This window comes from Myxococcus sp. SDU36 (genome assembly GCF_030168875.1).
Lineage (GTDB): Bacteria > Myxococcota > Myxococcia > Myxococcales > Myxococcaceae > Myxococcus > Myxococcus vastator.
The window spans coordinates 1883254-1905265 of record NZ_CP077414.1 but is presented as its reverse complement, the minus strand read 5'-3'; the positions used below and the strand labels follow the sequence as shown (position 1 = coordinate 1905265).

The following is a 22012-nucleotide window of genomic DNA, read 5'->3' as shown; positions in this document are numbered from 1 at the left end:
TGCGCCGGCGGAAGGGGGACGGCCCACCCCTCCACCGGAACATCTCCGCGCCGCTACTCCTGGTGGGGCACGTAGACAGCGACGCCGCGCGGCGGGACGACGAGCACCGTCTCCGTGCCAGCGAGCTGCAGCGTCTGCCCCGTGAAGATGTCCACGTAGGTGTCGCTGCTCGCGGCCAGGCTCCCCATCAGCTCCAGCACCAGTGAGCGCTCCACGGCGCCACGGTTGATGGCCACCAGCGCGCCCCGCCCGTCCGGAAGATCCCGCTGGAACACGTAGAGGTCGTTCTCCACGCGCAGGGTCCGCCGCGCGCCCGTCTGCAGCGCCGCGTGCGCCAGGCGCGCCTGCCCCAGCTTCTGCACGAAGCCGAGCAGCTCCTGCTCCATCGGCGCCAGCGTGCCGCCGAAGCGCATGAAGCGGCGGTTGTCCGGATCCCCCGCGCCCGGCAGGCCGACCTCGTCGCCGTAGTACACCAGCGGCACGCCCGGCTGCGTCAGCACGAAGGTGAAGCCGTACTTCATCTTCTCGAAGGCGGTCGGGTCCGTCACCACCGTGGACGGGCGGTTGGGGCCGAAGGGGTCGCTCCCCTCCCCTTGCAGCTGCCCCGCGGCCTGGGAGATGAAGCGCGCGACGTCGTGGTTGCCCAGGAACGGCGAGTTGAGCGTCCCCGGCGCGTAGAAGACCTCGTTGGCGCGCACCGCGTCGTCCACGCGCTGCAGGCCCTGGCCGTCCGCGAAGGCCTCGCGCAACGGCCAGTACAGGGGGAAGTCGAACTGCCCGTCCAGCTCCCGCGGGCTGATGTAGCGGGCAATCTGCGAACGGCCGTCCGCGCCGACGAACGTCTCGCCCACCAGGTAGAACTCGGTGCCCGTCATCGCGGTGATGTCCTTCAGCTTCCCGCGGATGGTGCGCCCGGCCACCTGCTCCATGTGCTTCACCGCGTCCAGGCGGAAGCCGTCGAAGTCCGCCTGCTCCAGCCACCACAGCGTGTCCGCGGCGAACTGGTCCACGAAGTCCGTGGAGCGCCAGTTGAAGTCCGGCAGGTAGTCCGTGAACTTGCAGATGAGGCGCTGGGCCTCCCAGTCGCAGTCCTGCGAGCCGCACACGCAGCTGGCGGACGTATTGAACCAGCCGTCCTGGCCGTGGTTCGTCCAGTAGGGGTGCTCCTGGTGGACGTGGTTGAGCACCAGGTCGGCGATGACGCGGATGCCCCGCTTGTGCGCGGCCTGGGTGAGGGCGCGCAGCTCCTCCAGCGAGCCGAAGCGGTGCTGCGTCTCGCGCGGCTTCGACGGCCAGTAGCCGTGGTAGCCCGTGTAGTACTTGCCGCCGGTGCCGATGAAGCGCCCTTCCGGGTTCTGGTCCACCGGCGAAATCCAGAGCGTGCGCACGCCCAGCGCGTCGAAGTAGCCCTCTTCCAGCTTCTGGGTGATGCCCGCGAAGTCACCGCCCAGGTAGTTGGCGATGGGGTCCACGTCCGCCACCGGGCCGTCGTTCTCCGGCCGGGCGTTGTTGAAGCGGTCGGTGAACGCGAAGTACATCAGCCCCGACTCCCAGCGGAAGCGCTCCGGCTCCACCCAGAACGGCAGGTAGAGCGGCTCCGCCTCGCGGCCCTGGCTGTCCCGGGCCACCACCTTCACGTGGTGCTTGCCCTGCTCCAGGCCCTGCACCTTCAGACTGAAGCGGCCGGTGGCGGCGTCATAGGCGTCCGGCCGGGGCGTCCCGTCCAGCGTCAGCACCAGGCCCTCACCCGCCGGGCCGGCCTTGTCGGTCCCGTCGAGGTAGGAGACGGCCACGTCCAGCGCGCCCTCGGGCGTCACCGTGAAGCGGTTCAGCTCCAGCACGGGCTGGCGGCAGTCCGGCACGGTGAGGCGCGAATACTCCTCCGCGCGAACCCAGCGCGAGTACGGGTTCTCCGGGTCCAGCTGCTCCTTGTCGCCCAGCACGAAGCGGTAGCCGTAGTCGCGCGGCTCCAGCCCCTCCAGGCGGAGCGTGAACACGCCGTCGCCCCGGTCGGTCATGGCCTGAGGCAGGGAGGCGAAGTTGTTCCACTCCCCCATGACCTGAACGTCGCCCGCGACGGACTGCTGCGGTGCGTAGGTCAGCGTCACGTCACAGGTCCGGACAGGGATGGAGTCAGACTCACCACATGCGGCCGCCGTCAGCAGCGCAGGGAGCGTCAGGAGTCGAGGAAAGCGGAGGTGCGTCATGCGAGCCCCGTTCTACGGGAGGCTCGCTCGCTTTTCCAAGCCCCCGGCGCGCAACCGGATGACTCATTGCGTCGAATCATGGACGCTCGGGGTGGCGGGCTTCGTATTCCTGCAGGGTGCGCAGGACGGTGCTCGCGAGCGGATGGTCCGAAGGGGCCAGCTCCAGGAAGCGGTGGTAGTTGCGAGCCCCCGCCTCGACTCGCCCCAGCTTCACCTCCACGGCCCCCAGCAGCAGGTAGCACTCGGCGTTGCCGGGCTCGAGCCGGGCACACTCGCGGGCGGAGTTCCGTGCGGCCGTGTACTTCCCCTCGCGCTGGAGGGCTCGCCCGGCGGTGAGCACCCTGGACGCGGGCCCCGCCGTCACCGTCGACGCCGCCAGGGCGTTGCCCGCCTCGCCCAGCCGCGCCGCCTGGGCCTGCCGCGTCGGTCCTCGTGCGCCCGTGCCAGCCGCGGGAACGACCTTGCCGCTCCGCGCTCCGGAGACCGGCCGCGCCACGCCGGAGCGCCCGGCCGCGGCCTCGGCTGAGGCCTCCGGCGTGTCGGCGTTTCCCGACACCTCTTCGTCATCCGCGTTCTCGCCCCCGGCCTCGGAGGCCCGCGAAGGCGCCGCTGCCGCGACCGGGGGGGTGGCGGGTGCGGCGGGAGGCACGATCCGCTGCGCCACGGGCGGCCCGGGCAGGCGCGCGTCCTCCTTGGCGGCGGCCAGCAAGTCGGACCCCACCCGCGTCACCGCCACGACGGCGAGCACCGCGGCCGCCACCAGGCCGACCCCGGCCACCCACTGGGAGCTCCGGCTGCTTTCGGCGAACAGGCCCACCCGCGTCACACGCGGCGCGGGCGCCTCCTGCTCCGCGTCGTCCACCTCGACCGGCCCGCTCTCCTCGGTGCGGAAGTCCGGCTCCAGGTCCAGCGCTGGCACGCCGTGCTGCGTGGGCGCTGGCAGCGGGGGCGCCTCGCGCCAGATGGACATCTCCTCCGCGAAGGCGACCGGCACGCGGGCATCCACCCCCAGCGCCTCCAGGTCGGGGCGGAACAGCTCCCGCAGCAGGTACGCCACGGACATGGGCGAGAAGCGCGGGGTGGACGAATAGAGAAACCCGGCCAGGGCATCCCCGAGCGCGTGGGCGGACTCGAAACGGGAATCCTTCCGGAGCGCGAGCGCCCGCCGGAGGATGGAGTCCAGCGCCACGGGGATGTCGGACCGCACCTGTCGCGCCGACGGCAGCGGCTGGCCGTTGTTCAACCGCTGCAACACCGTGTGGACCTGGCCCTCCAAGGGCAGCCGGCCGCAGAGCATCTGGAACAGCACCACGCCGGTGGCCCAGACGTCCGTTCGGGCATCCACCGCTTCGCCCCGCGCCTGCTCCGGCGAGAAGAACAGGTACTTCCCCTTCACCACGCCGGGCTCGGTGTTGAAGCTGCGCAGGGAGCGCGCCTTGGCGATGCCGAAGTCGACGATCTTGACCTGTCCCTCGTAGCCGATGAGGACGTTGTCGGGAGAGATGTCCCGGTGGACGATGCCCAGCGGCTCGCCCTTCTCGTCACCGCGCGTGTGGGCGTAGTGCAGGCCGCGGCACATCTCCATGGCGATGAAGACGGCGATGGGCACCGGCAGGGAGTGGAAGCCGGAGCGCAGCGCCCGCTTCATGATGCGGTTCAGCGGCTGGCCTTCCACCAGCTCCATGGCCAGGAAGTACTGCCCGTCCACCTTCCCGAAGTCGAAGACCTGGGCGATGGCCCCGTGCGACAGCGTGGCGGAGATGCGCGCCTCGCTGATGAACATGGACACGAAGGCTTCGTCGTTGGCGTACTCCGGGAGCACCTTCTTGATGAGCACGGACTTGGTGACGCCCGCCGCGCCCCGGAGCCGGGCGCGCCACGTCTCCGCCATGCCGCCATGGCCCACCCGCTCTTGAAGCTCATACCGGCCGAATCGTTCTCGCGGCGCACTTGCCATCGCGGCTGACACCCCCTTTCAAAGTTTACCGCATAACCCGGGAATGCGGAGGCCAACCCCGCAAGGCGGCTGTGATATCGTCCGCGCCGTGGCGAGTCTGGGAGATGAGGACGGGGACGACGAGCTGGTCCGCACCGATGCGTTGCCGGCCATTCGCGTCCAAAGGGTACGTACCCGGCTGGTGGTGTTGTCGGGTCCGGACGCTGGCCGCGACTGGCCGCTGATGCCCGGACGCTATCGCGTGGGTTCGGGCAGGGATGCGGACATTCTCCTCTCGGACCGGGCGGTGTCGCGGCAGCACCTCCTCCTCGAGGTGAACGAGAGCGGCGTGCGCGCGGTGGATCCGGGCTCGCGCAATGGCTCCTTCTGCGAAGGCATGCGCTTCCAGGAGCTGGAGGTGCGCACCGGCGCGGTGCTCAAGCTGGGCACCACCGAGCTGAAGCTGATGCCGGAGAGCGAGCGGCCCCGGGCGCGCCCCCTGTCCGCGCGCAGCGCCTTCGGCTCGCTGGTGGGCAACAGCCGCCGCATGCGGGAGCTCTTCACGTTGCTGGAGCGGCTGTCCGCGGGTGAGTCGGACGTGCTCATCCAGGGCGAGACGGGCACGGGCAAGGAGCTGTGCGCGGAGGCCATCCACACGCACAGCCCTCGGGCCCGGGGGCCTTTCGTCATCGCCGACCTGGCGGGCATCGCGCCCGCGCTGCTGGAGAGCGAGCTCTTCGGCCACGTGAAGGGCGCCTTCACGGGCGCGCACGCCGACCGCGCGGGCGCCTTCGAGCGCGCCCACGGCGGCACGCTGTTCCTGGACGAGGTCGGCGAGCTGCCGCTGGAAGTCCAGCCCCGGCTGCTGCGCGCGCTGGAGCGCCGGCAGGTGAAGCGCGTGGGCTCCAACGACTACCGCACCGTCGACGTGCGCGTCGTCGCGGCCACGCACCAGGACCTGGAGGGCTCGGTGCAGACCGGGCGCTTCCGCGGCGACCTCTTCCACCGGCTCGCGGTGCTCCGCGTCGGCCTTCCGCCGCTGCGGGAGCGGCTGGAGGACGTGCCGCTGCTCGTCGACACGGTGCTGCAACGCATGGGGCGTCCTCCCAGCGCGCTGTCGGACCAGACGCGCGCCCTGCTCGCGCAGTACCCGTGGCCGGGCAACGTCCGCGAGCTGCGCAACGTGGTGGACCGGGTGGTGAACCTGGGTGACGAGGCCCTGCCGGACCTCCCGGACCTGCCTTCCCACGCCGAGGACCCCACCACCCTGCCTCCGCCTTCGGATGACCCGGAGAGCACGCGCCCCATCTCCCTGGACCTCCCCTTCAAGGAAGCCAAGGACCGCATCATCGAAGGTTTCGAGCGCGACTACCTGCGCGCCCTCATCGACCGCTGCGAGGGCAACGTGTCCCGCGCGGCCCGCGAGGCGGGCATCGACCGCGTGTACCTGCGCAAGCTGCTGCGCAAACACGGTCTGGACACGTCGCCTGCGTAAGTGGGTGTGGGCCTCCGGGCCCCCTGCTTTCGCGGTGACGTGTGCAGGTTCGCGTGGCCGGATGTCTCCGGGCCGGGTCATGACGTATCGAACGGCCCGGCATTCCGGCGGGCCCCTTTCGGGACGTGCCGACCATGACTCTTCGATCGCGCTTGTTGGCCCTGCTGCCCATCGCCCTGCTTCCCCTGATGGCGTGTGGCGGCAATGAGGGCAAGGTCACCCTGCTGCTGACCGACGCGCCGGGTGACGACATCCGCACCGCTGTCGTCACCATCTCCGAAATCTACCTCCAGGGCGGCGACGACGGAGAAGGGGGCCGCGTGGTGCTGCGCGATTCGCCCGCCACCGTGAACCTCCTGGAGCTCGCCAATTCGACGTCCGAGCTGGTCTCCGAAGCCGTGGTCCCCAATGGGGACTACTCCGAGCTTCGCTTCGTCATCACCGGTGGCTACATCGAAGTGGCGAATGAGGACGGCTCGTCGACCGTGTTCGCGTCGTCTGCCGACTACGCCGGCCTGCCCGCGGGCACGCAGGTGGGTGGCCAGCTCCACATGCCCAGCTATGGCGCGTCCGGGCTGAAGGTGAAGTTCTCTGAGAAGCTGACCATCGAAGGCGAGCAGAAGGTGCTGCTCGTGGACTTCGACGTCGGTCAGAGCTTTGGCAAGGAGGCGGGCAACTCAGGCAAGTGGGTGATGCGTCCCGTCATCAAGTCCGCCGAGGTGACGGCCTCCGGCAGCATCCGCGTGACGGCGGACACGGCCGCCACGGTGGCGCTGCCCGTGGTGGACGGCCGCCAGGTGACGCTGGGCGACTTCAACGCGGTGATGACGAACGAGGCGGGCAGCCGTGAGCGGCTGGCGCTGACCGACACGGACGGCGACGGCACCTATGAGGCGGTCTTCAAGTTCCTCATCCCGGGCACCTTCACGGTGCAGCTCGAGCCGCCCGCCTCCGTCAGCGCCTCCACCGCGCCTGAGCACCCAGCGACGGTGGAAGTGGGTTCGGGCCGCGACGTGACGCATCACTTCACAATTACGAGCGCGACCCAGCAGTAGCGCGGGCGCGACCTGCACACGGTTTTATGGGGACTGGCGCGGGGTCGGTCCCCATGGCGAGGCGTCGGGGTGAGTTCCCCGGCGCCTCGTTTTTTTCTGCGTCATCAAGGCTTTCGCAGGAAATCCGGTCACAGGTACGCTCGGTGAATCCACCTCGCCGCGAAGAGGCAAGCGTGCTCACCGAACAGGTCCGCCAGGCGCGTCAGAAGCTCGTATTGGCCCACTTCCATGACGAGGTCCGGCAGGACTGGGACGCCGTCCTGTCGACGTTCCCGCACCCGCACTACGAGCTGGTCCCCACCCTGACGGTGCACGATGGCGACAGCACGGTGCGCACGTACTACCGCGACACCCGCATCGCCTTCCCGGACCAGGCCCACGAAATCATCTCGCTACGCCACAGCGATGACGCCGTCATCGTGGAGTTCTGGCTGATGGGGACCCACCTGGGCCCCCTGGGCGCGATACCGCCGACGGGCAACCGGTTCCGGGTGAGGATGACGGGGTTCTTCATCTTCGATGAAGCCGGGACGCTGGTCTGCGAGCGCGTCTATTTCGACACGCTCAGCATCCTCAAGCAGCTCGTCGGTGGGCTCGACTTGAAGCGCCCGAAGAACTGGCTCCTCGCCGTCCGGTGCTTCAAGGGACTCCTCGCGATGTCCAGCGGTCAGCCCGCCCCGGCCCTGACGCAGACCCCGCCGCCGTCCTTCAGCGACGAGCCCGCGTCGAAGGCCGCTCAGTAGACGACGAGCGCCTGCGGCGCGTGGTAGCTGACGATGGTCAGCACCGGGATGCGCGGCGCCTCGTCATCCGTCTCCGCGCCGCCCGACGTGAGGCGGACGCCGTCGAAGCGCGCGAGGATGACGTAGTCGCGCCGGGTCTCCAGGAACGGGTCGGCGCTGGCCAGCCGGCCGAGCGCCTCGCGGCCCGTCTCGTCGGAGATGTTCTCCACGAAGCGCCGCGTGGTGCCGCGGCCAGAGCGCTCGGCCGTGCTCGCCGCGCCGCGCCCGCCCACGTCACCCGAGTACGCGGTGACAGAGTCGATGCGCTCGCCATAGCCCACGACCTCGTCCGTCTGGACGGAGCTGAGGGCCTGCTCCACCAGCCACACCGTGGGGCGCGCACCTTCCGAGCGCTGATCCGCGACCTGCGCGCGCAGCAGCACGTAGCGGCCCTTGTACGTGTCCGGCCGGTCCATGGCGGAGGCCAGCGAGAAGATGGGGATCTGCTTCTCCTGGAGGTAGCGCAGCTCCCCCGTCACGCTGCCGCCGCGCTGGGCCACCACGCGGGCGATGAGCTTCGCGCCTTCGGGACGGACGCTCAGCTCCTGCGCCCAGGCGCGGCCCAGCAGCGCGTTGAGCTGGGTGAAGGGCGTATGCTCGATGCAGGCCTTCAGGCCATCCCACGCCTCATCCCGTGAAGCGCCCTGGAGTCGTCGCGCGGCGGCTTCACACACGGCCGGGTTGGCGTACCGGGCGGCGAAGGCCTTGGGGTCCTCGGTGGGGCTGGGCGCGGGCGACTCCGGCGGAGGCCTGGCGACGAACACCTCTTCCCTCGGGTTGGGCGCGTCCTCCGACCACGTCACATGGGAATGCGAGGCGCCGCAGCCGGCGGCGAACGAGCCCAGCAGGGCCCAGGTGGACAGCTTCCAGGAAGGACGGCGCATGGGCGGAACCCCTAGAGGGAAGCGGAGCCAGGGCTGGTGGAACGGCTGCGCTGCTGGACGGTGGGCGCGGGGTGCGCACCGGAGCGAGGCACTGGAAGCACGACGGCGCACGCATCCGCGCACCTGTCACTCAGGCACGCCTGCGTCTGGGGCGCGGTGGCCTGCTGGGCGACCTCCGCATAGCAGCGGTCCGCGGTGCCCGGGCAGTTGGCGCGGGCGGCGCACTCGCAGCACGGCGAGGCCACCGTGGCCATGAACTGCACCTCTTGAAGGACGTTGGCCAGCGCGCGGTAGCAGGAGCGAGCGCCGGGAGCGAAGCGGCCCTTGGCGTCCACGACGAACGACGTGCCCTCCAGGCCGCACTGGTCCACGGCGGTGATGTAGCGCCGCTCGCAGAGCGCGGTGAGCGTCGCGTCCGGGCGGCCCTCGCGGATGTTGCCCACCGCCTCCGTGCACAGCGCGCGGCTCACGTCCTGGAGGAGCCTCTTGTTGGACGCGTCCTGCGAATCGCTGGGCGAGCCCGCGGACAGGTCCGCCTCGAACACGCATTCCTTCCCAGCACGCAGGGTGTCCACGGTGCAGGACCAGGCGGTGGGGGACTCATCCGCGACAGGGGGCGCCGCGAGCGCTTCGGGCGGAATCGCTGGCGCGCTGGACTCCGGCGCCGAGCCCAACAGGAAAAGGGAGACGAGGATCGCCTTCATGGACATGGCAGGTTAGGACGACGCCTCGCCGGGCACAAACCGTCCCGCGTCAACTGTTCCGCGAACAGCGGCGTGCTCCCCTTCCCTACCTCCGCGGCGCCGGTCCGACGTCCACCGCTCGACGAAGCGGAGGCCTCGGAGTCCTGGAGCGTCCGCCCCGGGCCGCGCATGATGGCGCCGGTTTCCTCGCAAGGGGTGGATGGTGGGACGTGTGGAAGACGCGGCGTGGCGGCCGTATGAAGACGGGGGCTCCATCGGGTGGATGGGGACCCAGGGCGGCACCATCGCGCGGGATGAGGACTTCGGCGGGCTGGCGCGGCTCACCTACGAGTTGGACGACACCCGATCCTTCCACGCCATTGCCTGCTCCGTCACCGGCTGGCTCCTCTACCACCGCTTCTTCGACAACGCGGCGGCGGCCACCGCCGCCTTCGAGGAGATGAAGCCCGCGCTGGAAGCGCTCCTCACGCAGCTCCCCGCAGGAGGGCCGACGTCTCCCGCGAACACCCGCCTGGCCGGGCCCATGCTGGCGGCCTTCACCGTGCGTCATGGATAGATGCCCGGAGCGAAATGCCTTGGCCCGCGAAAGCCCGAGCGCAATCGCGAAAGGAGCGGATGCCTGGAACTGGTGACAGTGGCACCTGAGTGCGGCGGCGGGAGGCGGCGCTAACCTGGCGCCGCGCCCCTTATTGCTCTGGCAGCCAGAACCAACGTCCGTTGGAGCGTAGCGCGCCAGCCAGAAACTCCGAGAAGGAGCGCGCGATTTGGCGGCAGTAGGCCGGGTCTGGGAACGCTTCGTTGTAGCCGTCGCGAATGGGGTAACGGCCGTCCAACTGGTGACTCACGTCGAGCAGGGCGTAGTTGCTGTCCCGCACGTCGCAGAGGGCATACCAAGAGGCGGGACCGGCCGTGTCCGTGTCCTTCTTCCGCATGGTCACTCGCGCGCGGCGAATCTCCGCGAGCGGGAAGAAGGAGAAGGCGGGGTCAACGGTCCCGAAGAGGTCCGCTCCATCACAGTGCAGGTAGAAAGCGCGAAGGTCTGGGTCCAGGCGCCATCCAACGCTTTGCTCGAACGCTTCGATTTGAGCTGGCGTAGCAGGGGGCCGCGCGTGGTGAGCGCGGGACACCTCTTCGAGCAAAGCAGGCATTTGCATCGGGCTACTCTCCGTAGGGGTAATCCACGCCCACCTGTGTCCAAGGAGGGGCGTTGGCATAGCACTCGTTATAGAGGTCGAAGAGATCCGTGTGCAGATCCTTGGGGAACGGAATGATGTTGTCCCAGTCGGTGGGATTGCCGCCGCGCCAGAGGTCTCGAACGTGATGACCTTCATAGAGCCGGCCGCTGGGCTCCGTGGGCCATGCGCCCAAGCGGTTTCCCCACGCTTCCCGGAACCCTGGGCGGGCGTTGCTCCAGCGGCTACGGGCTGCGGCGGTCTGGTCAGGGCTGAGCGTGCCGTAGTTGCAACAACAGTGGGTCATTCCAAAGCGGCTTCCGGCCCTCATGACGGTGCCCTGGAAGTCCATTTTCACGTCCGCGAGCCACATGCAGCCCTGGAGAGCGTGGCCGCTCCCAGAGCACTTGTTTGCGCAGTAGTCCATGAGTTGGCGGCTGCACTGCCACGGCCCGTAGTAGATGACGGTTCGGAACTGGCCGCCCCCAGGCACAGTGACAGGTGTAGAGCGACAGCAAAATTGACCCCCTCGTGCCACTAAAACTGACCCCCTCTCCGGGCCTGCAAACCAGGGAGGTAGGCAGCAATGGAAGGGACAGCAGTAGTAGCCCTCCGCTCGACAGCGGAGGAGTCGATGGTCGAGCAGGAAGTGGTGCGGCAGGTGCGCGTGCTGGCGGAGGCGGGCTGGGGCGCCAAGCGCATCGCGCGTGAGGTGGGCGTGGCGCGCAACACGGTGCGGCGCTACCTGCGTGCGGGGAGTGCGGCCGACACGCAGGTCCGACCGAAGGCCCGGCGGCTCACCGAGAGCGAGCAGCAGCGCGCGGTGGAACTCTGGGATTCGGCTGCTGAAGGTAACGCCGTTGTCGTCAAGGCGCTGCTGGCGCAGGAGGGAGTGGAGGCCAGCGTGCGCACCGTGCAACGCGCGGTGGAGAAGAGGCGGCGCCAGGTGCACGCAGCTCAGACGGCGACGGTGCGGTTCGAGACGAAGCCAGGGCAGCAGATGCAGGTGGACTTCGGCGAGAAGAAGGTGCGGCTGGGCGGGCAGGTGGTGAAGGTCTTCCTGCTGGTGGCGGTGCTCTCGTTCTCCAGGCGCTTGTTCGTGCGAGCCTTCCTCAACCAGCGCGGGGACGACTGGCGCGAGGGCGTGGCCGCGGCCTTCGTGCACTTCGGGGGCGTGCCGCTGGAGGTGCTCTCGGACAACGCCCGGCCCCTGGTGGAAGAGAACAACCGGCAGGCGGGCACCGTGCGCTTCCACCCGGCCTGGGTGCAGTTCTGCCGGGACTGGGACGTGACGCCCAAGGCGTGCGGGCCCTACCGCGCTCGCACCAAGGGCAAGACGGAGTCGGGCGTCAAGTACGTCAAGCGCAACGCGCTGGCGGGCCGGGACTTCGAGGCCTTCGGTGCGATGGAGGCCCACCTGGCGCAGTGGATGGGCGAGGCGGATGAGCGCGTGCACGGCACCACGCACGAGCCGCCCCTGGAGCGCTTCGAGCGCGAGGAGAAGGCCGCCCTGCGCCCGCTGCCCCTGCGAGTGCTGCCGCGCCGTCACCAGCGGCTCAAGCGCAAGGTGGCCAACGACGCGCTCGTGGACGTGGACACAGTGCGCTACAGCGTGCCGCACCGGCTGGTGCGTGAGAATGTCGAGGTGCAGGTGGGGACGACGAGGTGCGCATCTTCCACGCCGGTGCGCTGGTGGCCACGCACGCTCGCCATCGGCAGCCGCACGCGCGCGTCGTCGACCCGGCGCATTGGGAGGGGCTGTGGCGTCCGCGTGACGAGGAACGCTCCGAGAAGGACTCGTCGCTGACAGGCCTCGGGCGCTCGCTGGAGGACTACGCCGCCGTCGTGGAGCAGGACTCGAAGCGAGGTGCCGCATGAGCCACGACCTGGTCCACGCGCGCGTACGGGAGCACCTGGGCCGGCTGCGCCTGGGCCACCTGGCCGAGCGGCTCGACGCGCTGCTGTCGGAGGCGGCCCGCACCGAGCCCACCTACCTGGACTTCCTCGACGCGCTGCTGCGCGAGGAGATAGGCGCCAAGCAGAAGAAGCGCGTGAGCATGGGAATCACCATCGCCCACTTCCCCGCGGTGAAGACGCTGGAGGACTTCGACTTCAAGGCGCAGCCCTCGGTGGACAACAAGCTGGTGCGGGAGCTGGCCACTGGACGCTTCATCGCGCAGGCGGAGAATGTGCTGCTCTTCGGCCCGCCGGGCGTGGGCAAGACGCACCTGGCGATTGGACTGGGACGGGCGGCAGTGGAGGCCGGGCACTCGGTCCTCTTCACCAGCGCGACGGCGCTGCTGGCGGCGCTGGCCAAGGCCGAGAGCGAAGGGGCCCTCAAGGACAAGCTCAACTACTTCGCCAAGCCCAAGCTGCTCATCATCGACGAGCTGGGCTACCTGCCCTTCGAGAAGAGGAGCGCGCACCTCTTCTTCCAACTGGTGGCGCGACGCTACGAGAAGGGCAGCCTGCTGATTACCACCAACCAGTTGGTGGGCCAGTGGGGCGGCGTCTTCGGCGACGACGTGCTGGCCGCCGCCATCCTCGACCGACTGCTGCACCACAGCCACACGGTGCTCATCCAGGGCGACAGCTACCGGCTACGCCAGAAGCGCAAGGCGGGGCTGCTGGGCCGCAGCGCGCCGCCTGGCAACGACGGCTGAGTCGAGCACGAGCGCAGTGCCTCGGACGTGGCCTGCGCGCGCCCTCGCTTGAGAAGCAGCGAGGGCGCGCTCCGGCGGACGCACGCAGGGAAACGACGTAGCATCACGGCGCAGTCCAACTGGGCCCGGGGAGGGGGGCAGTTTTAGTGACGTAAGGGGGTCAAAAGTTCCTGTCGCCTGACAACAGGTGGCCCGACCCACTTCCGGATAGCGTTGGCCGTGCGAGGGAGTGGCGTTTCGGCACACGCAGTGAAGAGGAGTGCCACCAGGGCCGCGAGGCAGCACGCCCGAGAAGTACTGACTATCAGTCTTGGCATGGTGCGCGGCGTAAGCACGATATGGCTTGAGTTGTCTATCCCGACATGGGGCATCTTCGAATGGGCCCGTACGAAATGCCTTGGCCCGCGAACGCCCTCTGGCGTTAGTGACGGGCCCGCCATGTCCTCCCAGCGCCTCCATGAAGAAGACAGCTTCGAGAACGAGACCTTCGCCGACCTGAACCTCTAGGAGGCGGACCTGGGCGGAAAGGAGTTCTACCGCTGCACCTTCCGCGACTGCACCCTGCAGGAGAGCCGCTGGACGAGGACCCGGATGGAGACCTGCGTCTTCACCGGCTGCGACCTCACGCGCGCGCGGTTCACGGAGACGTCCCTGCGGGACGTGCGGTTCGAAAGCTCCAAGCTGATGGGCATCGACTGGAGCGACGTGGGCACCTTCCCCGAAGTCACCTTCGACGGCTCCAACCTGCGCTACTGCACCTTCGCGGGGCTCAGCCTGCGGAAGACGGCCTTCCTGCGCTGCGCGGCGCTGGAGATGAACTTCATCGACACGGACCTGTCCGAGTCGGACTTCAGCGAGTCGGACATCACCGGCAGCAACTTCCGAGGCTGCACGCTCACGAAGGCGGACTTCGGGACCGCGAAGGGCGTGTTCATCGACCCCGCGCGCAACCGGGTGAAGGCCACGCGCATCCCCGTGGAGGCCGCGGTCAACTTCGTCCAGACGCTCGGGCTCGTGGTGCCCGGCTACGGTGAGGGCCCGACGGCGAAGACGGAGCGCAAGAAGGGCCGTTGAGGGAACCTCAGGCGTGGGGACGCAGCACCTCCAAGAGCGTCCCCAGCTTCTCCAACGCGAGCCGCGCGCGCGTCTTCACCGTGCCCAACGGGTCGCCGGTGCGCTCGGCAATCTCCCGCTGGGAGAGGCCTTCGAGGTAGGCCAGCGCCACCACCTCGCGCTGCTCCGGCGGGAGCTGGGCCAACGCGGCCACCACACGGGCACGAGCCTCCCCTTGGCTGGCCGCTTCGTCCGGCGCGGCGGGCGCGGCGCTGACCGGAGGCTCCTGCCGCGCGGCCCCTTCCACCATGCGGGCCGCAGTACCCTGCGCCCGCAGCCGGTCGATGGCGCGCGTGCGCACGATCGTCGTCACCCAGGCCTCCAGGCCGCCGCGTTCTGGATTGAACTCTCGGGCGCGCCGCCAGACCTCCAGGAAGGTTTCCTGCAACACCTCCTCCGCGTCGGCGTGGTTTGGTAGCAACCGCAACGCGATGGCGAAGCACCGTCCGCCACAGCGCGTGTAGACGTCGCGCATGGCCTGCGGACTTCCCAGGGCGACCTGCCGGAGCAGGGCCAGGTCCAGCGCTGGGTCGCTTGCTCGGAGCACAGCGGAGGAAGGAGGCGCCATGTTCGTCCCGGATAGCTCAACCAGCAGGGCAGTTCCCAGCTTCAAGTATCGGCAGGCGGGCGCCCGGGCGCGCTGTGCCTTCCAGGGTGGGCAGTGCCCGCCCCCATCCTTAACGTTGACGAGCCAACGCGGCCGGCACGGAAGCCGTCCAGCATCGACGACAATCGCGATTCGCCGCGAGGCCATCACCACCCAAGACCTATAAGGGCCGCCAGCCACCATGACTGAACGACTCGGAAGCGTATTCATCGAGGGAGTCAGCCCCGAGCTGGACGCGGGACGCCACGCCGTGAAGCGCGTCGTGGGAGAGCGGTGCACCGTCAAGGCCGATGTCTTCAAGGAAGGCCATGACGTCCTCGTCGCCGTCATCCGCTGGCGCCAGGTGACCCCCAAACCCCAGCAGACCGACTGGGCGGAAGTGCCCATGCACTTCCTCGGCAATGACCGGTGGGAAGGCGACTTCCCCCTGACGCGGAACGGCCGCTACGAGTACACGATAGAAGCCTGGCCAGACCTCTTCCGGACCTGGACGTCCGAGCTGAAGCGCAAGGTCGACGCGGGCCGCGACGTGCGCAGCGAGCTGCTGGAAGGCGCCGCCCTGCTGGAAGGCGCCGCCGCCCGAGCCCGCACGACGAAGCAGTTGGACGACGCGCGGGTGCTGACCGAAGCGGCCGTCCGGCTGCGACAGGCCCCCTCCCCGGACCTCCTCGCCGTGGCTCTGGCCCCCGAGCTGGCCGACGTGGCCGCGTCTCATCCGGACCGCTCGCTGGCCGGCCGCTACGACAAGGTGTTGGAGGTCTTCGCGGACCGGGAGAAGGCCCGCTTCAGCGCCTGGTACGAGTTCTTCCCGCGCTCGGCGCTGCGCGACGGCGTCACCCACGCCACCTTCCGGGACGCGGAGGCCTGGCTGCCGTACATCCAGCAGCTCGGCTTCGACACCGTCTACCTCCCGCCCATCCACCCCATTGGCCGCACGGCGCGCAAGGGCAAGAACAACAGCCTCACCGCGGCGGCCGACGACGTGGGCAGCCCCTGGGCCATTGGCGCCTCGGAGGGAGGCCACAAGGCCGTGCACCCGAAGCTGGGGACGCTGGAGGACTTCCGGCACTTCGTGGAGACGGCGCAGGCGCACGGCATCGAGGTGGCGCTGGACCTGGCCTTCCAGTGCTCGCCGGACCACCCCTATGTGAAGGAGCATCCGGAGTGGTTCCAGCACCGGCCGGACGGCACCATCAAGACGGCGGAGAACCCGCCCAAGCGCTACGAGGACATCGTCAACTTCGACTGGATGGGCCCCGCCCGTGAGTCGCTCTGGGCGGAGCTGGAATCCGTCGTCCTCCACTGGGTGAAGCAAGGGGTGAACACGTTCCGCGTGGACAACCCCCACACCAAGCCCACGCAGTTCTGGGCCTGGCTCATCCGCCGCGTGCAGGAGGCCCACCCCCAGGTCCTCTTCCTGTCCGAGGCCTTCACCCGGCCCAAGGTGATGAAGGCCCTGGGCAAGGTGGGCTTCACCCAGTCGTACACCTACTTCACCTGGCGCAACTTCAAGGGCGAACTCCAGGAGTACGTGGAGGAGCTCACCCAGCCGCCGGTGTCCGACTACTTCCGCGGCAACCTCTGGCCCAACACGCCGGACATCCTCCCGGAGTTCCTCCAGAACGCGGGGCCCGGCGCCTTCCGCCTGCGCGCGGCGCTGGCCGGCACGCTCTCCTCGGTGTGGGGCATGTACTGCGGCTACGAGCTGTGCGAAGGCCGCCCCATCCCGGGCAAGGAGGAGTACACCGATTCGGAGAAGTACCAGCTCGTCGCATGGGATTGGGACCGGCCCGGCAACATCCGGGACTGGATTGCGCGCCTCAACGCCGCGCGCCGCACGCACCCCGCGCTGCACCAGTACGGGACGCTGCGCTTCTTCTCGTCGGACAACGACCGCGTCCTCTTCTACGGCAAGCGCACGCCCGACGGCGGCAGCATCGTGCTGATGGCGGTGAGCCTGGACCCGTATGACGTCCAGGAGGCGCTGCTGCACGTACCGATGGAGTGGCTGGGCGCGCGCCCCGACGAAACGTATCAGGTGCATGAGTTGATGTCGGATCAGCGCTCGCTGTGGCAGGGTCCCGACGTACAGGTGCGCCTGACGCCCGAGCAGCCCGCGGCCCTCTGGGCCGTTCACCGGTTCCGCCGCACCGAAAACGCGTTCGACTACTACGAGTGACACCCCGAGAGGCGTATGGACCTGGATCCCCTCTGGTACAAGAAGGCTCTCATCTACGAGCTGCACCTTCGTGCCTTCCATGACTCCAACGGTGACGGCCACGGGGACATCCCCGGCCTGATAGAGAAGCTCCCGTACCTTCAGGACCTGGGCATCAACTGCCTCTGGCTGCTGCCCCACTACCCCTCTCCGCTGCGCGATGACGGCTACGACATCGCGGACTTCTACGGCGTCCACCCGGACTACGGCACGCTCGCGGACTTCCAGCGGCTGGTGGATGAGGCGCACAAGCGCGACATCCGCGTCATCACCGAGCTGGTGGTGAACCACACCAGTGACCAGCACCCCTGGTTCCAGGAAGCGCGAAGCGACCCCAACAGCCCCAAGCGCGACTGGTACGTCTGGAGCGACACCGACGAGCGGTACAAGGGCGCGCGCATCATCTTCCTGGACACGGAGCGCTCCAACTGGACGTGGGACCCGGTGGCCAAGCAGTACTTCTGGCACCGCTTCTTCAGCCACCAGCCGGACCTCAACTACGACAACCCCGAAGTGCAGGAGGCCATGCTGGACGTCATGCGCTTCTGGCTCAACATGGGCGTGGACGGGTTCCGCTGCGACGCCGTGCCCTACCTCTTCGAGCGCGAAGGCACCAACTGCGAGAACCTCCCGGAGACGCACGCCTTCCTCAAGCGCCTGCGGAAGACCATCGACGCGGAGTACCAGGGGAAGATGCTGCTGGCGGAGGCGAACCAGTGGCCGGCCGACGTGCGCGTGTACTTCGGCGACGGCGACGAGTTCCACATGGGCTTCCACTTCCCGGTGATGCCCCGCCTCTTCATGGCGGTGCGCCGCGAGGACCGCACGCCCATCGTCGAGATCATGCAGCAGACGCCGGACATCCCGGACAACTGCCAGTGGGCCATCTTCCTGCGCAACCATGACGAGCTGACGCTGGAGATGGTGACGGACGAGGACCGGGACTACATGTACCGGGAGTACGCCACCGACCCACGCATGCGCATCAACCTGGGCATCCGCCGCCGGCTGGCGCCGCTGATGGACAACGGCCGCCGGCGCATCGAGCTGATGCACAGCCTGCTCTTCACCCTGCCCGGCACGCCCGTCCTCTACTACGGCGACGAGATTGGCATGGGCGACAACATCTACCTGGGCGACCGCAACGGCGTGCGCACGCCCATGCAATGGACGGGAGACCGCAACGCGGGCTTCAGCCGCGCGGACTACGCACGCCTGTACGCGCCCGTCATCGCCGACCCGGTGTACGGCTACCAGTCCATCAACGTGGAGGCCCAGGATCGGGTGAAGTCCAGCCTCCTGCACTGGGTGAAGCGGATGATTCGCATCCGCCAGCGCTACCCCGTCTTCTCCTTGGGGAACCTGCGCTTCCTCCAGACGGACAATCGCAAGGTGCTGGCCTTCATCCGTGAATGGGAGGGCCAGACGGTCCTCGTGGTGTGCAACCTGTCGCGCTTCGCGCAGCCCGCGGTGCTCGACATGCGGGATTGGGAGGGCGCGGTGCCGGTGGAGTTGATTGGAGAGACGCCTTTCCCGCGGGTGGGTGAGCTGCCGTATCAGCTCTCCATGGGCCCCTACATGTTCCTGTGGTTCCGGCTGGACAGGCCGCAGCAGGTGAGGAGCCTTGAATGACGACCCTGGATTTGACCAAGCTCCCGGACTACCTCAAGCACCAGCGCTGGTTCAGCGGCAAGGCGTGGCCCATCAAGCACGTCACGGTGATGGACCACGCCACCATCGAATCGGGCGGCTGCTCCTTCAGCCTCGCCGTGGTGGAGGTCATCTACGAGCTGGGCAGCCCGGAGCGCTACCTGCTGCCCGTGCATCCCTCCTCGGAGGGCGTGCGGGACGCGCTGGAGAGCGACGAATGCCTGCGCGGCCTCTTCGACCTCATCCGGACCGGAGGCCAGGTGGCGTCCGCGTCCGGCCGCGTGCAAGGCGAATGGATTGGCGGTCAGGACGGCCTGCTCGCCCTCCCCGCGTCACCAGCGGTGCGACGGCTGCAGGTGGAGCAGAGCAACACCTCGGTGGTGCTGGGTGAGCAGGTCATCCTGAAGATCATCCGCAAGCTGGAAGCCGGCGTGAATCCGGAGCACGAGGTGGGCCGCTTCCTCGCGACCCGGACGTCGTTCCGTGCCACGCCCACGCTGCTGGGCGCGCTGCAGTTGGAAGGGGCGGCGGGCGCGACGCTCGCGGTGGCCCACCGCTTCGTGCCGGATGCGACGGACGGCTGGAAGTACACGCTGGACCGGCTGCGTCAGGAGCGCGCCGTGGGTGAGCGCTTCCAGTCGGAGATGCGCGACCTGGGCGCGCGGCTGGGCGAACTCCACCTGGCGCTCGCCTCGGCGACCGACGAAGAGCCGGCCTTCACGCCGGAGCCGCTGCTGCAAGAGGACCTCCAGCGCTGGAGCGCCTCCATCGTCGGGGAGCTGGGCGTGACGCTGGCGGACGCCAGCCGGCAGAACCCAGAGCTGGAGAACCGGCGCGAGGACCTCATCGAGTACGCCAGGCGCCTGGCGCAGGTGTCGCCCTCCGGCCAGAAGATTCGCATCCACGGCGACCTCCACCTGGGGCAGGTGCTGCGCGCCAAGGACCAGTGGCTCCTCTTCGACTTCGAGGGCGAGCCCGCGCGCTCCTTCACCGCCCGCCGGGAGAAGTACAGCGCGCTGCGCGACGTGGCGGGGATGATCCGCTCGTTCGACTACGCGGAGGCGACGGTGGCGCTGGAGGGTGGCACGCCCCACGAGCGAATCAACACCATCCGCGACGCCTTCGTGGAGGGCTACCGGCAGGTGACGCGCGGCGCGGCCTTCCTGCCCACGGACGAGGGCGCCTTCGACGTCATGCTGCGCGCGTTCGAGTTGGAGAAGCTCCTCTACGAAGTGCGATACGAAATGCAGAACCGGCCCGACTGGGTGCGCATCCCCGTCCAGGCCCTCTTGCGCATGGAGGCATCCAAGTGAGGAAGCCAGCCGACAAGGCCCAGGTCGACGCGGAGCTTCAGCGCGTCGTGGAGTTGCGGCATCCGGAGCCCCACTCCGTCCTTGGCATCCACCCGGATGGGGATGGCGTGGTGATTCGCGCCTTCCGCCCGGACGCTGTGGCCATCCACGTGCTGCCGGAGTCCGGCGGTCGCGTCGCGATGACGCACCGCCTGGGCGGCGTCCACGAGGCCCGCCTCAACGGCAAGGACCAGACGTTCAACTACCTGCTGGAGGTGGAGTACCCCGGCAAGCGCGTCTTCACGCTCCGAGATCCATACAGCTTCCTCCCCACCCTGGGGGAGATGGACCTGTACTACGCCGGTGAAGGCCGCCACGAGCGCCTCTGGGAGCGCATGGGCGCGCACCTGCTGCACCACAACGGCGTGCGCGGCACCTCGTTCGCGGTGTGGGCCCCCACGGCGGCGGGCGTGTCCGTCGTCGGTGACTTCAACGGCTGGGACGGCCGGCTGCACGCCATGCGCCGCATGGGCTCCTCCGGCATCTGGGAGCTCTTCGTTCCCGAGGTGGGCGAAGGCACCCGGTACAAGTTCGAGATCCGCCCCGGCCAGGGCGGCCCCAACGTCCTCAAGGCGGACCCGTTCGCCTTCCGCACCGAGGTCCCCCCCGCCACGGCCTCCGTGGTGCACGACCTGGCGCGCTACACCTGGGGCGACGCGGCGTGGCTGGAGCAACGCGCGCGGCGGCGGGACGTCCATCACCAGCCGTGGAGCGTGTACGAGGTCCACCTGGGCAGTTGGCGCCGGGTGGTGGAGGACGGCGACCGGCCCATGACGTACCGGGAGCTGGCCCCCGCGCTGGCCGAGTACATCAAGTTCACCGGCTTCACCCACATCGAGCTGCTCCCCGTGGCCGAGCACCCCTACGGGGGCTCCTGGGGCTACCAGGTCGGTGGCTACTACGCCCCCACGGCGCGCTTCGGCCACCCGGATGACTTGCGCTTCTTCATCGACCACATGCACCAGGAAGGCATTGGTGTGCTCGTGGACTGGGTGCCCGGACACTTCCCGCGCGACCTGCACGCGCTGGGACAGTTCGACGGCACGGCGCTGTATGAGCATGCCGACCCGCGCAAGGGCGCGCAGCCGGACTGGGGCACGCTGGTCTTCAACTTCGGCCGCAACGAGGTGCGCAACTTCCTCATCGCCAACGCGCTGTTCTGGATTGAGGAGTACCACATCGACGGACTGCGCGTGGACGCGGTGGCGTCGATGCTCTACCTCGACTACAGCCGCAAGCAGGGCGAATGGATTCCCAACCGCTGGGGCGGCCGGGAGAACGAAGAGGCCATCCAGTTCCTGCGCGAGCTGAACGAAACGGTCCACCGCAAGCACCCGGGCGTCGTCGTCATCGCCGAGGAGTCCACGGCCTGGCCCAAGGTGTCCGCGCCGGTGTCCGAAGGCGGCCTGGGGTTCGACTACAAGTGGAACATGGGGTGGATGCACGACACGCTGTCGTACTTCTCCAAGGACCCCATCTACCGGCAGTACCACCACAACCAGCTCACCTTCGGCCTGCTGTACGCGTTCAGCGAGCAGTTCATGCTGCCGCTGAGCCATGACGAGGTGGTGCACGGCAAGGGCAGCCTGTACGGGCGCATGCCGGGCGACCCGTGGCAGAAGCGCGCCAACCTGCGCTCCCTGTTCGCGTGGATGTGGGCGCACCCGGGCAAGAAGCTCGTCTTCATGGGCGGCGAGTTCGGCCAGCCCGCGGAGTGGAACCACGACAAGAGCCTGGACTGGCACCTGACGCACGACCCGGGACACCACGGCATCCTCCAGCTCGTCTCCGACCTGAACCGCATCTACCGGGACATGCCCGCGCTTCACGACGCGGACGGAGAGCCCGTGGGCTTCCAGTGGCTCCAGCCAGACTCGGCCGCGTACAACGTGTTCGCCTTCGTCCGGCGCGCGCGTCAGCCAGGACGGCACGTGGTATGTATCGCCAACCTGTCTCCGACGGTGCGGGAGGACTACCGCGTGGGCTTCCCGCTGGAAGGCCGCTACGTGGAGCTCATCAACACGGACGCCGAGCAGTACGGCGGCTCCAACCTGGGCAACATGGGGCAGATTCACACCGAGCCCACGGGCTGGGATGGCCAGCCGGCTTCGGCCACCCTCACCCTGCCCCCGTTGTCCGTGTTGTGGTTCACGCCGGGCTGAGCCAGGGCCTTG

17 protein-coding genes and 1 pseudogene are annotated in these 22012 nt (G+C 69.0%); 11 read left to right on the top strand and 7 right to left on the bottom strand.

Annotated elements, in window-relative coordinates:
• Positions 1–53 precede the first annotated feature (53 nt).
• A complete protein-coding gene (locus KGD87_RS07675) occupies positions 54–2207 on the bottom strand; it encodes an alpha-amylase family glycosyl hydrolase (RefSeq protein WP_284666821.1) in 2154 nt (717 codons plus the stop codon).
• Between the two features lie 76 nt (positions 2208–2283).
• A complete protein-coding gene (locus tag KGD87_RS07670; RefSeq protein ID WP_284666820.1) occupies positions 2284–4164 on the bottom strand; it encodes a serine/threonine-protein kinase in 1881 nt (626 codons plus the stop codon).
• 88 nt (positions 4165–4252) lie between these two features.
• On the opposite strand from KGD87_RS07670, the gene KGD87_RS07665 reads away from it, so the two are divergent.
• From KGD87_RS07665 to KGD87_RS07655, 3 genes are all read left to right on the top strand, one after another.
• Positions 4253–5638 carry a sigma 54-interacting transcriptional regulator gene (locus tag KGD87_RS07665; protein WP_284666819.1) on the top strand — a complete coding sequence of 462 codons (1386 nt, stop codon included), beginning with the start codon at positions 4253–4255 and terminating at the stop codon, positions 5636–5638.
• A 134-nt stretch (positions 5639–5772) separates the two neighbouring features.
• Entirely contained in the window at positions 5773–6693 is a 921-nt protein-coding gene (locus KGD87_RS07660) for a DUF4382 domain-containing protein (protein WP_284666818.1), read from the top strand.
• 173 nt (positions 6694–6866) lie between these two features.
• Positions 6867–7436: an ester cyclase gene (locus tag KGD87_RS07655; protein ID WP_284666817.1), complete on the top strand. Its 570-nt coding sequence runs from the start codon at positions 6867–6869 to the stop codon at positions 7434–7436.
• On the opposite strand, the gene KGD87_RS07650 is transcribed toward KGD87_RS07655, so the two are convergent.
• On the bottom strand, positions 7430–8359 hold the full coding sequence (locus KGD87_RS07650) for a hypothetical protein (RefSeq protein WP_284666816.1): 930 nt from the start codon (positions 8357–8359) through the stop codon (positions 7430–7432). The genes KGD87_RS07655 and KGD87_RS07650 overlap by 7 nt on opposite strands.
• A gap of 11 nt (positions 8360–8370) precedes the next feature.
• Entirely contained in the window at positions 8371–9069 is a 699-nt protein-coding gene (locus tag KGD87_RS07645; RefSeq protein WP_284666815.1) for a hypothetical protein, read from the bottom strand.
• Between the two features lie 193 nt (positions 9070–9262).
• On the opposite strand from KGD87_RS07645, the gene KGD87_RS07640 reads away from it, so the two are divergent.
• Positions 9263–9619: a hypothetical protein gene (locus tag KGD87_RS07640; RefSeq protein ID WP_284666814.1), complete on the top strand. Its 357-nt coding sequence runs from the start codon at positions 9263–9265 to the stop codon at positions 9617–9619.
• Positions 9620–9749: 130 nt separating this feature from the next.
• Here the strand turns inward: KGD87_RS07640 and KGD87_RS07635 are convergent, their stop codons facing one another.
• Both KGD87_RS07635 and KGD87_RS07630 read right to left on the bottom strand, forming a co-directional pair.
• Positions 9750–10217, bottom strand: a complete 468-nt coding sequence (locus KGD87_RS07635) for an SMI1/KNR4 family protein (RefSeq protein ID WP_284666813.1) — start codon at positions 10215–10217, stop codon at positions 9750–9752.
• Positions 10218–10221: 4 nt separating this feature from the next.
• Positions 10222–10593 (bottom strand): hypothetical protein, encoded by a 372-nt coding sequence (locus KGD87_RS07630; protein ID WP_284666812.1) that lies wholly within the window; start codon positions 10591–10593, stop codon positions 10222–10224.
• Between the two features lie 276 nt (positions 10594–10869).
• Here KGD87_RS07630 and istA point away from each other — a divergent pair.
• From istA to KGD87_RS07615, 3 genes and pseudogenes are all read left to right on the top strand, one after another.
• Positions 10870–12113 (top strand): annotated as a pseudogene (istA, locus tag KGD87_RS07625) (IS21 family transposase).
• Positions 12110–12898 (top strand): IS21-like element helper ATPase IstB, encoded by a 789-nt coding sequence (gene istB / locus KGD87_RS07620; RefSeq protein WP_284664148.1) that lies wholly within the window; start codon positions 12110–12112, stop codon positions 12896–12898. Before istA ends, istB begins: the two are co-directional and overlap by 4 nt.
• Before the next feature lie 516 nt (positions 12899–13414).
• On the top strand, positions 13415–13972 hold the full coding sequence (locus KGD87_RS07615; protein ID WP_284668597.1) for a pentapeptide repeat-containing protein: 558 nt from the start codon (positions 13415–13417) through the stop codon (positions 13970–13972).
• A gap of 7 nt (positions 13973–13979) precedes the next feature.
• Here the strand turns inward: KGD87_RS07615 and KGD87_RS07610 are convergent, their stop codons facing one another.
• Complete coding sequence (locus tag KGD87_RS07610; RefSeq protein WP_284666811.1) at positions 13980–14579, bottom strand: sigma-70 family RNA polymerase sigma factor; 600 nt, start codon at positions 14577–14579, stop codon at positions 13980–13982.
• 220 nt (positions 14580–14799) lie between these two features.
• Here KGD87_RS07610 and KGD87_RS07605 point away from each other — a divergent pair, with 220 nt between their 5' ends.
• The 4 genes from KGD87_RS07605 to glgB are packed head-to-tail and all read left to right on the top strand — an operon-like array spanning position 14800 to position 22000.
• Positions 14800–16797 carry an alpha-1,4-glucan--maltose-1-phosphate maltosyltransferase gene (locus tag KGD87_RS07605; protein ID WP_284666810.1) on the top strand — a complete coding sequence of 666 codons (1998 nt, stop codon included), beginning with the start codon at positions 14800–14802 and terminating at the stop codon, positions 16795–16797.
• Between the two features lie 15 nt (positions 16798–16812).
• Positions 16813–18468: a maltose alpha-D-glucosyltransferase gene (treS, locus tag KGD87_RS07600; RefSeq protein ID WP_284666809.1), complete on the top strand. Its 1656-nt coding sequence runs from the start codon at positions 16813–16815 to the stop codon at positions 18466–18468.
• The gene (locus KGD87_RS07595; RefSeq protein WP_284666808.1) at positions 18465–19799 is read left to right on the top strand and encodes a phosphotransferase; all 1335 of its coding nucleotides are present in this window, start codon (positions 18465–18467) and stop codon (positions 19797–19799) included. Before treS ends, KGD87_RS07595 begins: the two co-directional genes overlap by 4 nt.
• Positions 19796–22000 carry a 1,4-alpha-glucan branching protein GlgB gene (glgB, locus tag KGD87_RS07590; RefSeq protein ID WP_284666807.1) on the top strand — a complete coding sequence of 735 codons (2205 nt, stop codon included), beginning with the start codon at positions 19796–19798 and terminating at the stop codon, positions 21998–22000. Before KGD87_RS07595 ends, glgB begins: the two co-directional genes overlap by 4 nt.
• The last annotated feature ends 12 nt before the right edge of the window (positions 22001–22012 follow it).

Bases quoted from the DNA above. Each gene is read 5' to 3' on its own strand.
- KGD87_RS07675 (WP_284666821.1), bottom strand. From the start codon at position 2,207: ATGACGCACCTCCGCTTTCCTCGACTCCTGACGCTCCCTGCGCTGCTG.
- KGD87_RS07670 (WP_284666820.1), bottom strand. From the start codon at position 4,164: ATGGCAAGTGCGCCGCGAGAACGATTCGGCCGGTATGAGCTTCAAGAG.
- KGD87_RS07660 (WP_284666818.1), top strand. From the start codon at position 5,773: ATGACTCTTCGATCGCGCTTGTTGGCCCTGCTGCCCATCGCCCTGCTT.
- KGD87_RS07650 (WP_284666816.1), bottom strand. From the start codon at position 8,359: ATGCGCCGTCCTTCCTGGAAGCTGTCCACCTGGGCCCTGCTGGGCTCG.
- KGD87_RS07645 (WP_284666815.1), bottom strand. From the start codon at position 9,069: ATGTCCATGAAGGCGATCCTCGTCTCCCTTTTCCTGTTGGGCTCGGCG.
- KGD87_RS07640 (WP_284666814.1), top strand. From the start codon at position 9,263: ATGGTGGGACGTGTGGAAGACGCGGCGTGGCGGCCGTATGAAGACGGG.
- KGD87_RS07635 (WP_284666813.1), bottom strand. From the start codon at position 10,217: ATGCAAATGCCTGCTTTGCTCGAAGAGGTGTCCCGCGCTCACCACGCG.
- istB (WP_284664148.1), top strand. From the start codon at position 12,110: ATGAGCCACGACCTGGTCCACGCGCGCGTACGGGAGCACCTGGGCCGG.
- KGD87_RS07610 (WP_284666811.1), bottom strand. From the start codon at position 14,579: ATGGCGCCTCCTTCCTCCGCTGTGCTCCGAGCAAGCGACCCAGCGCTG.
- KGD87_RS07605 (WP_284666810.1), top strand. From the start codon at position 14,800: ATGACTGAACGACTCGGAAGCGTATTCATCGAGGGAGTCAGCCCCGAG.
- treS (WP_284666809.1), top strand. From the start codon at position 16,813: ATGGACCTGGATCCCCTCTGGTACAAGAAGGCTCTCATCTACGAGCTG.
- KGD87_RS07595 (WP_284666808.1), top strand. From the start codon at position 18,465: ATGACGACCCTGGATTTGACCAAGCTCCCGGACTACCTCAAGCACCAG.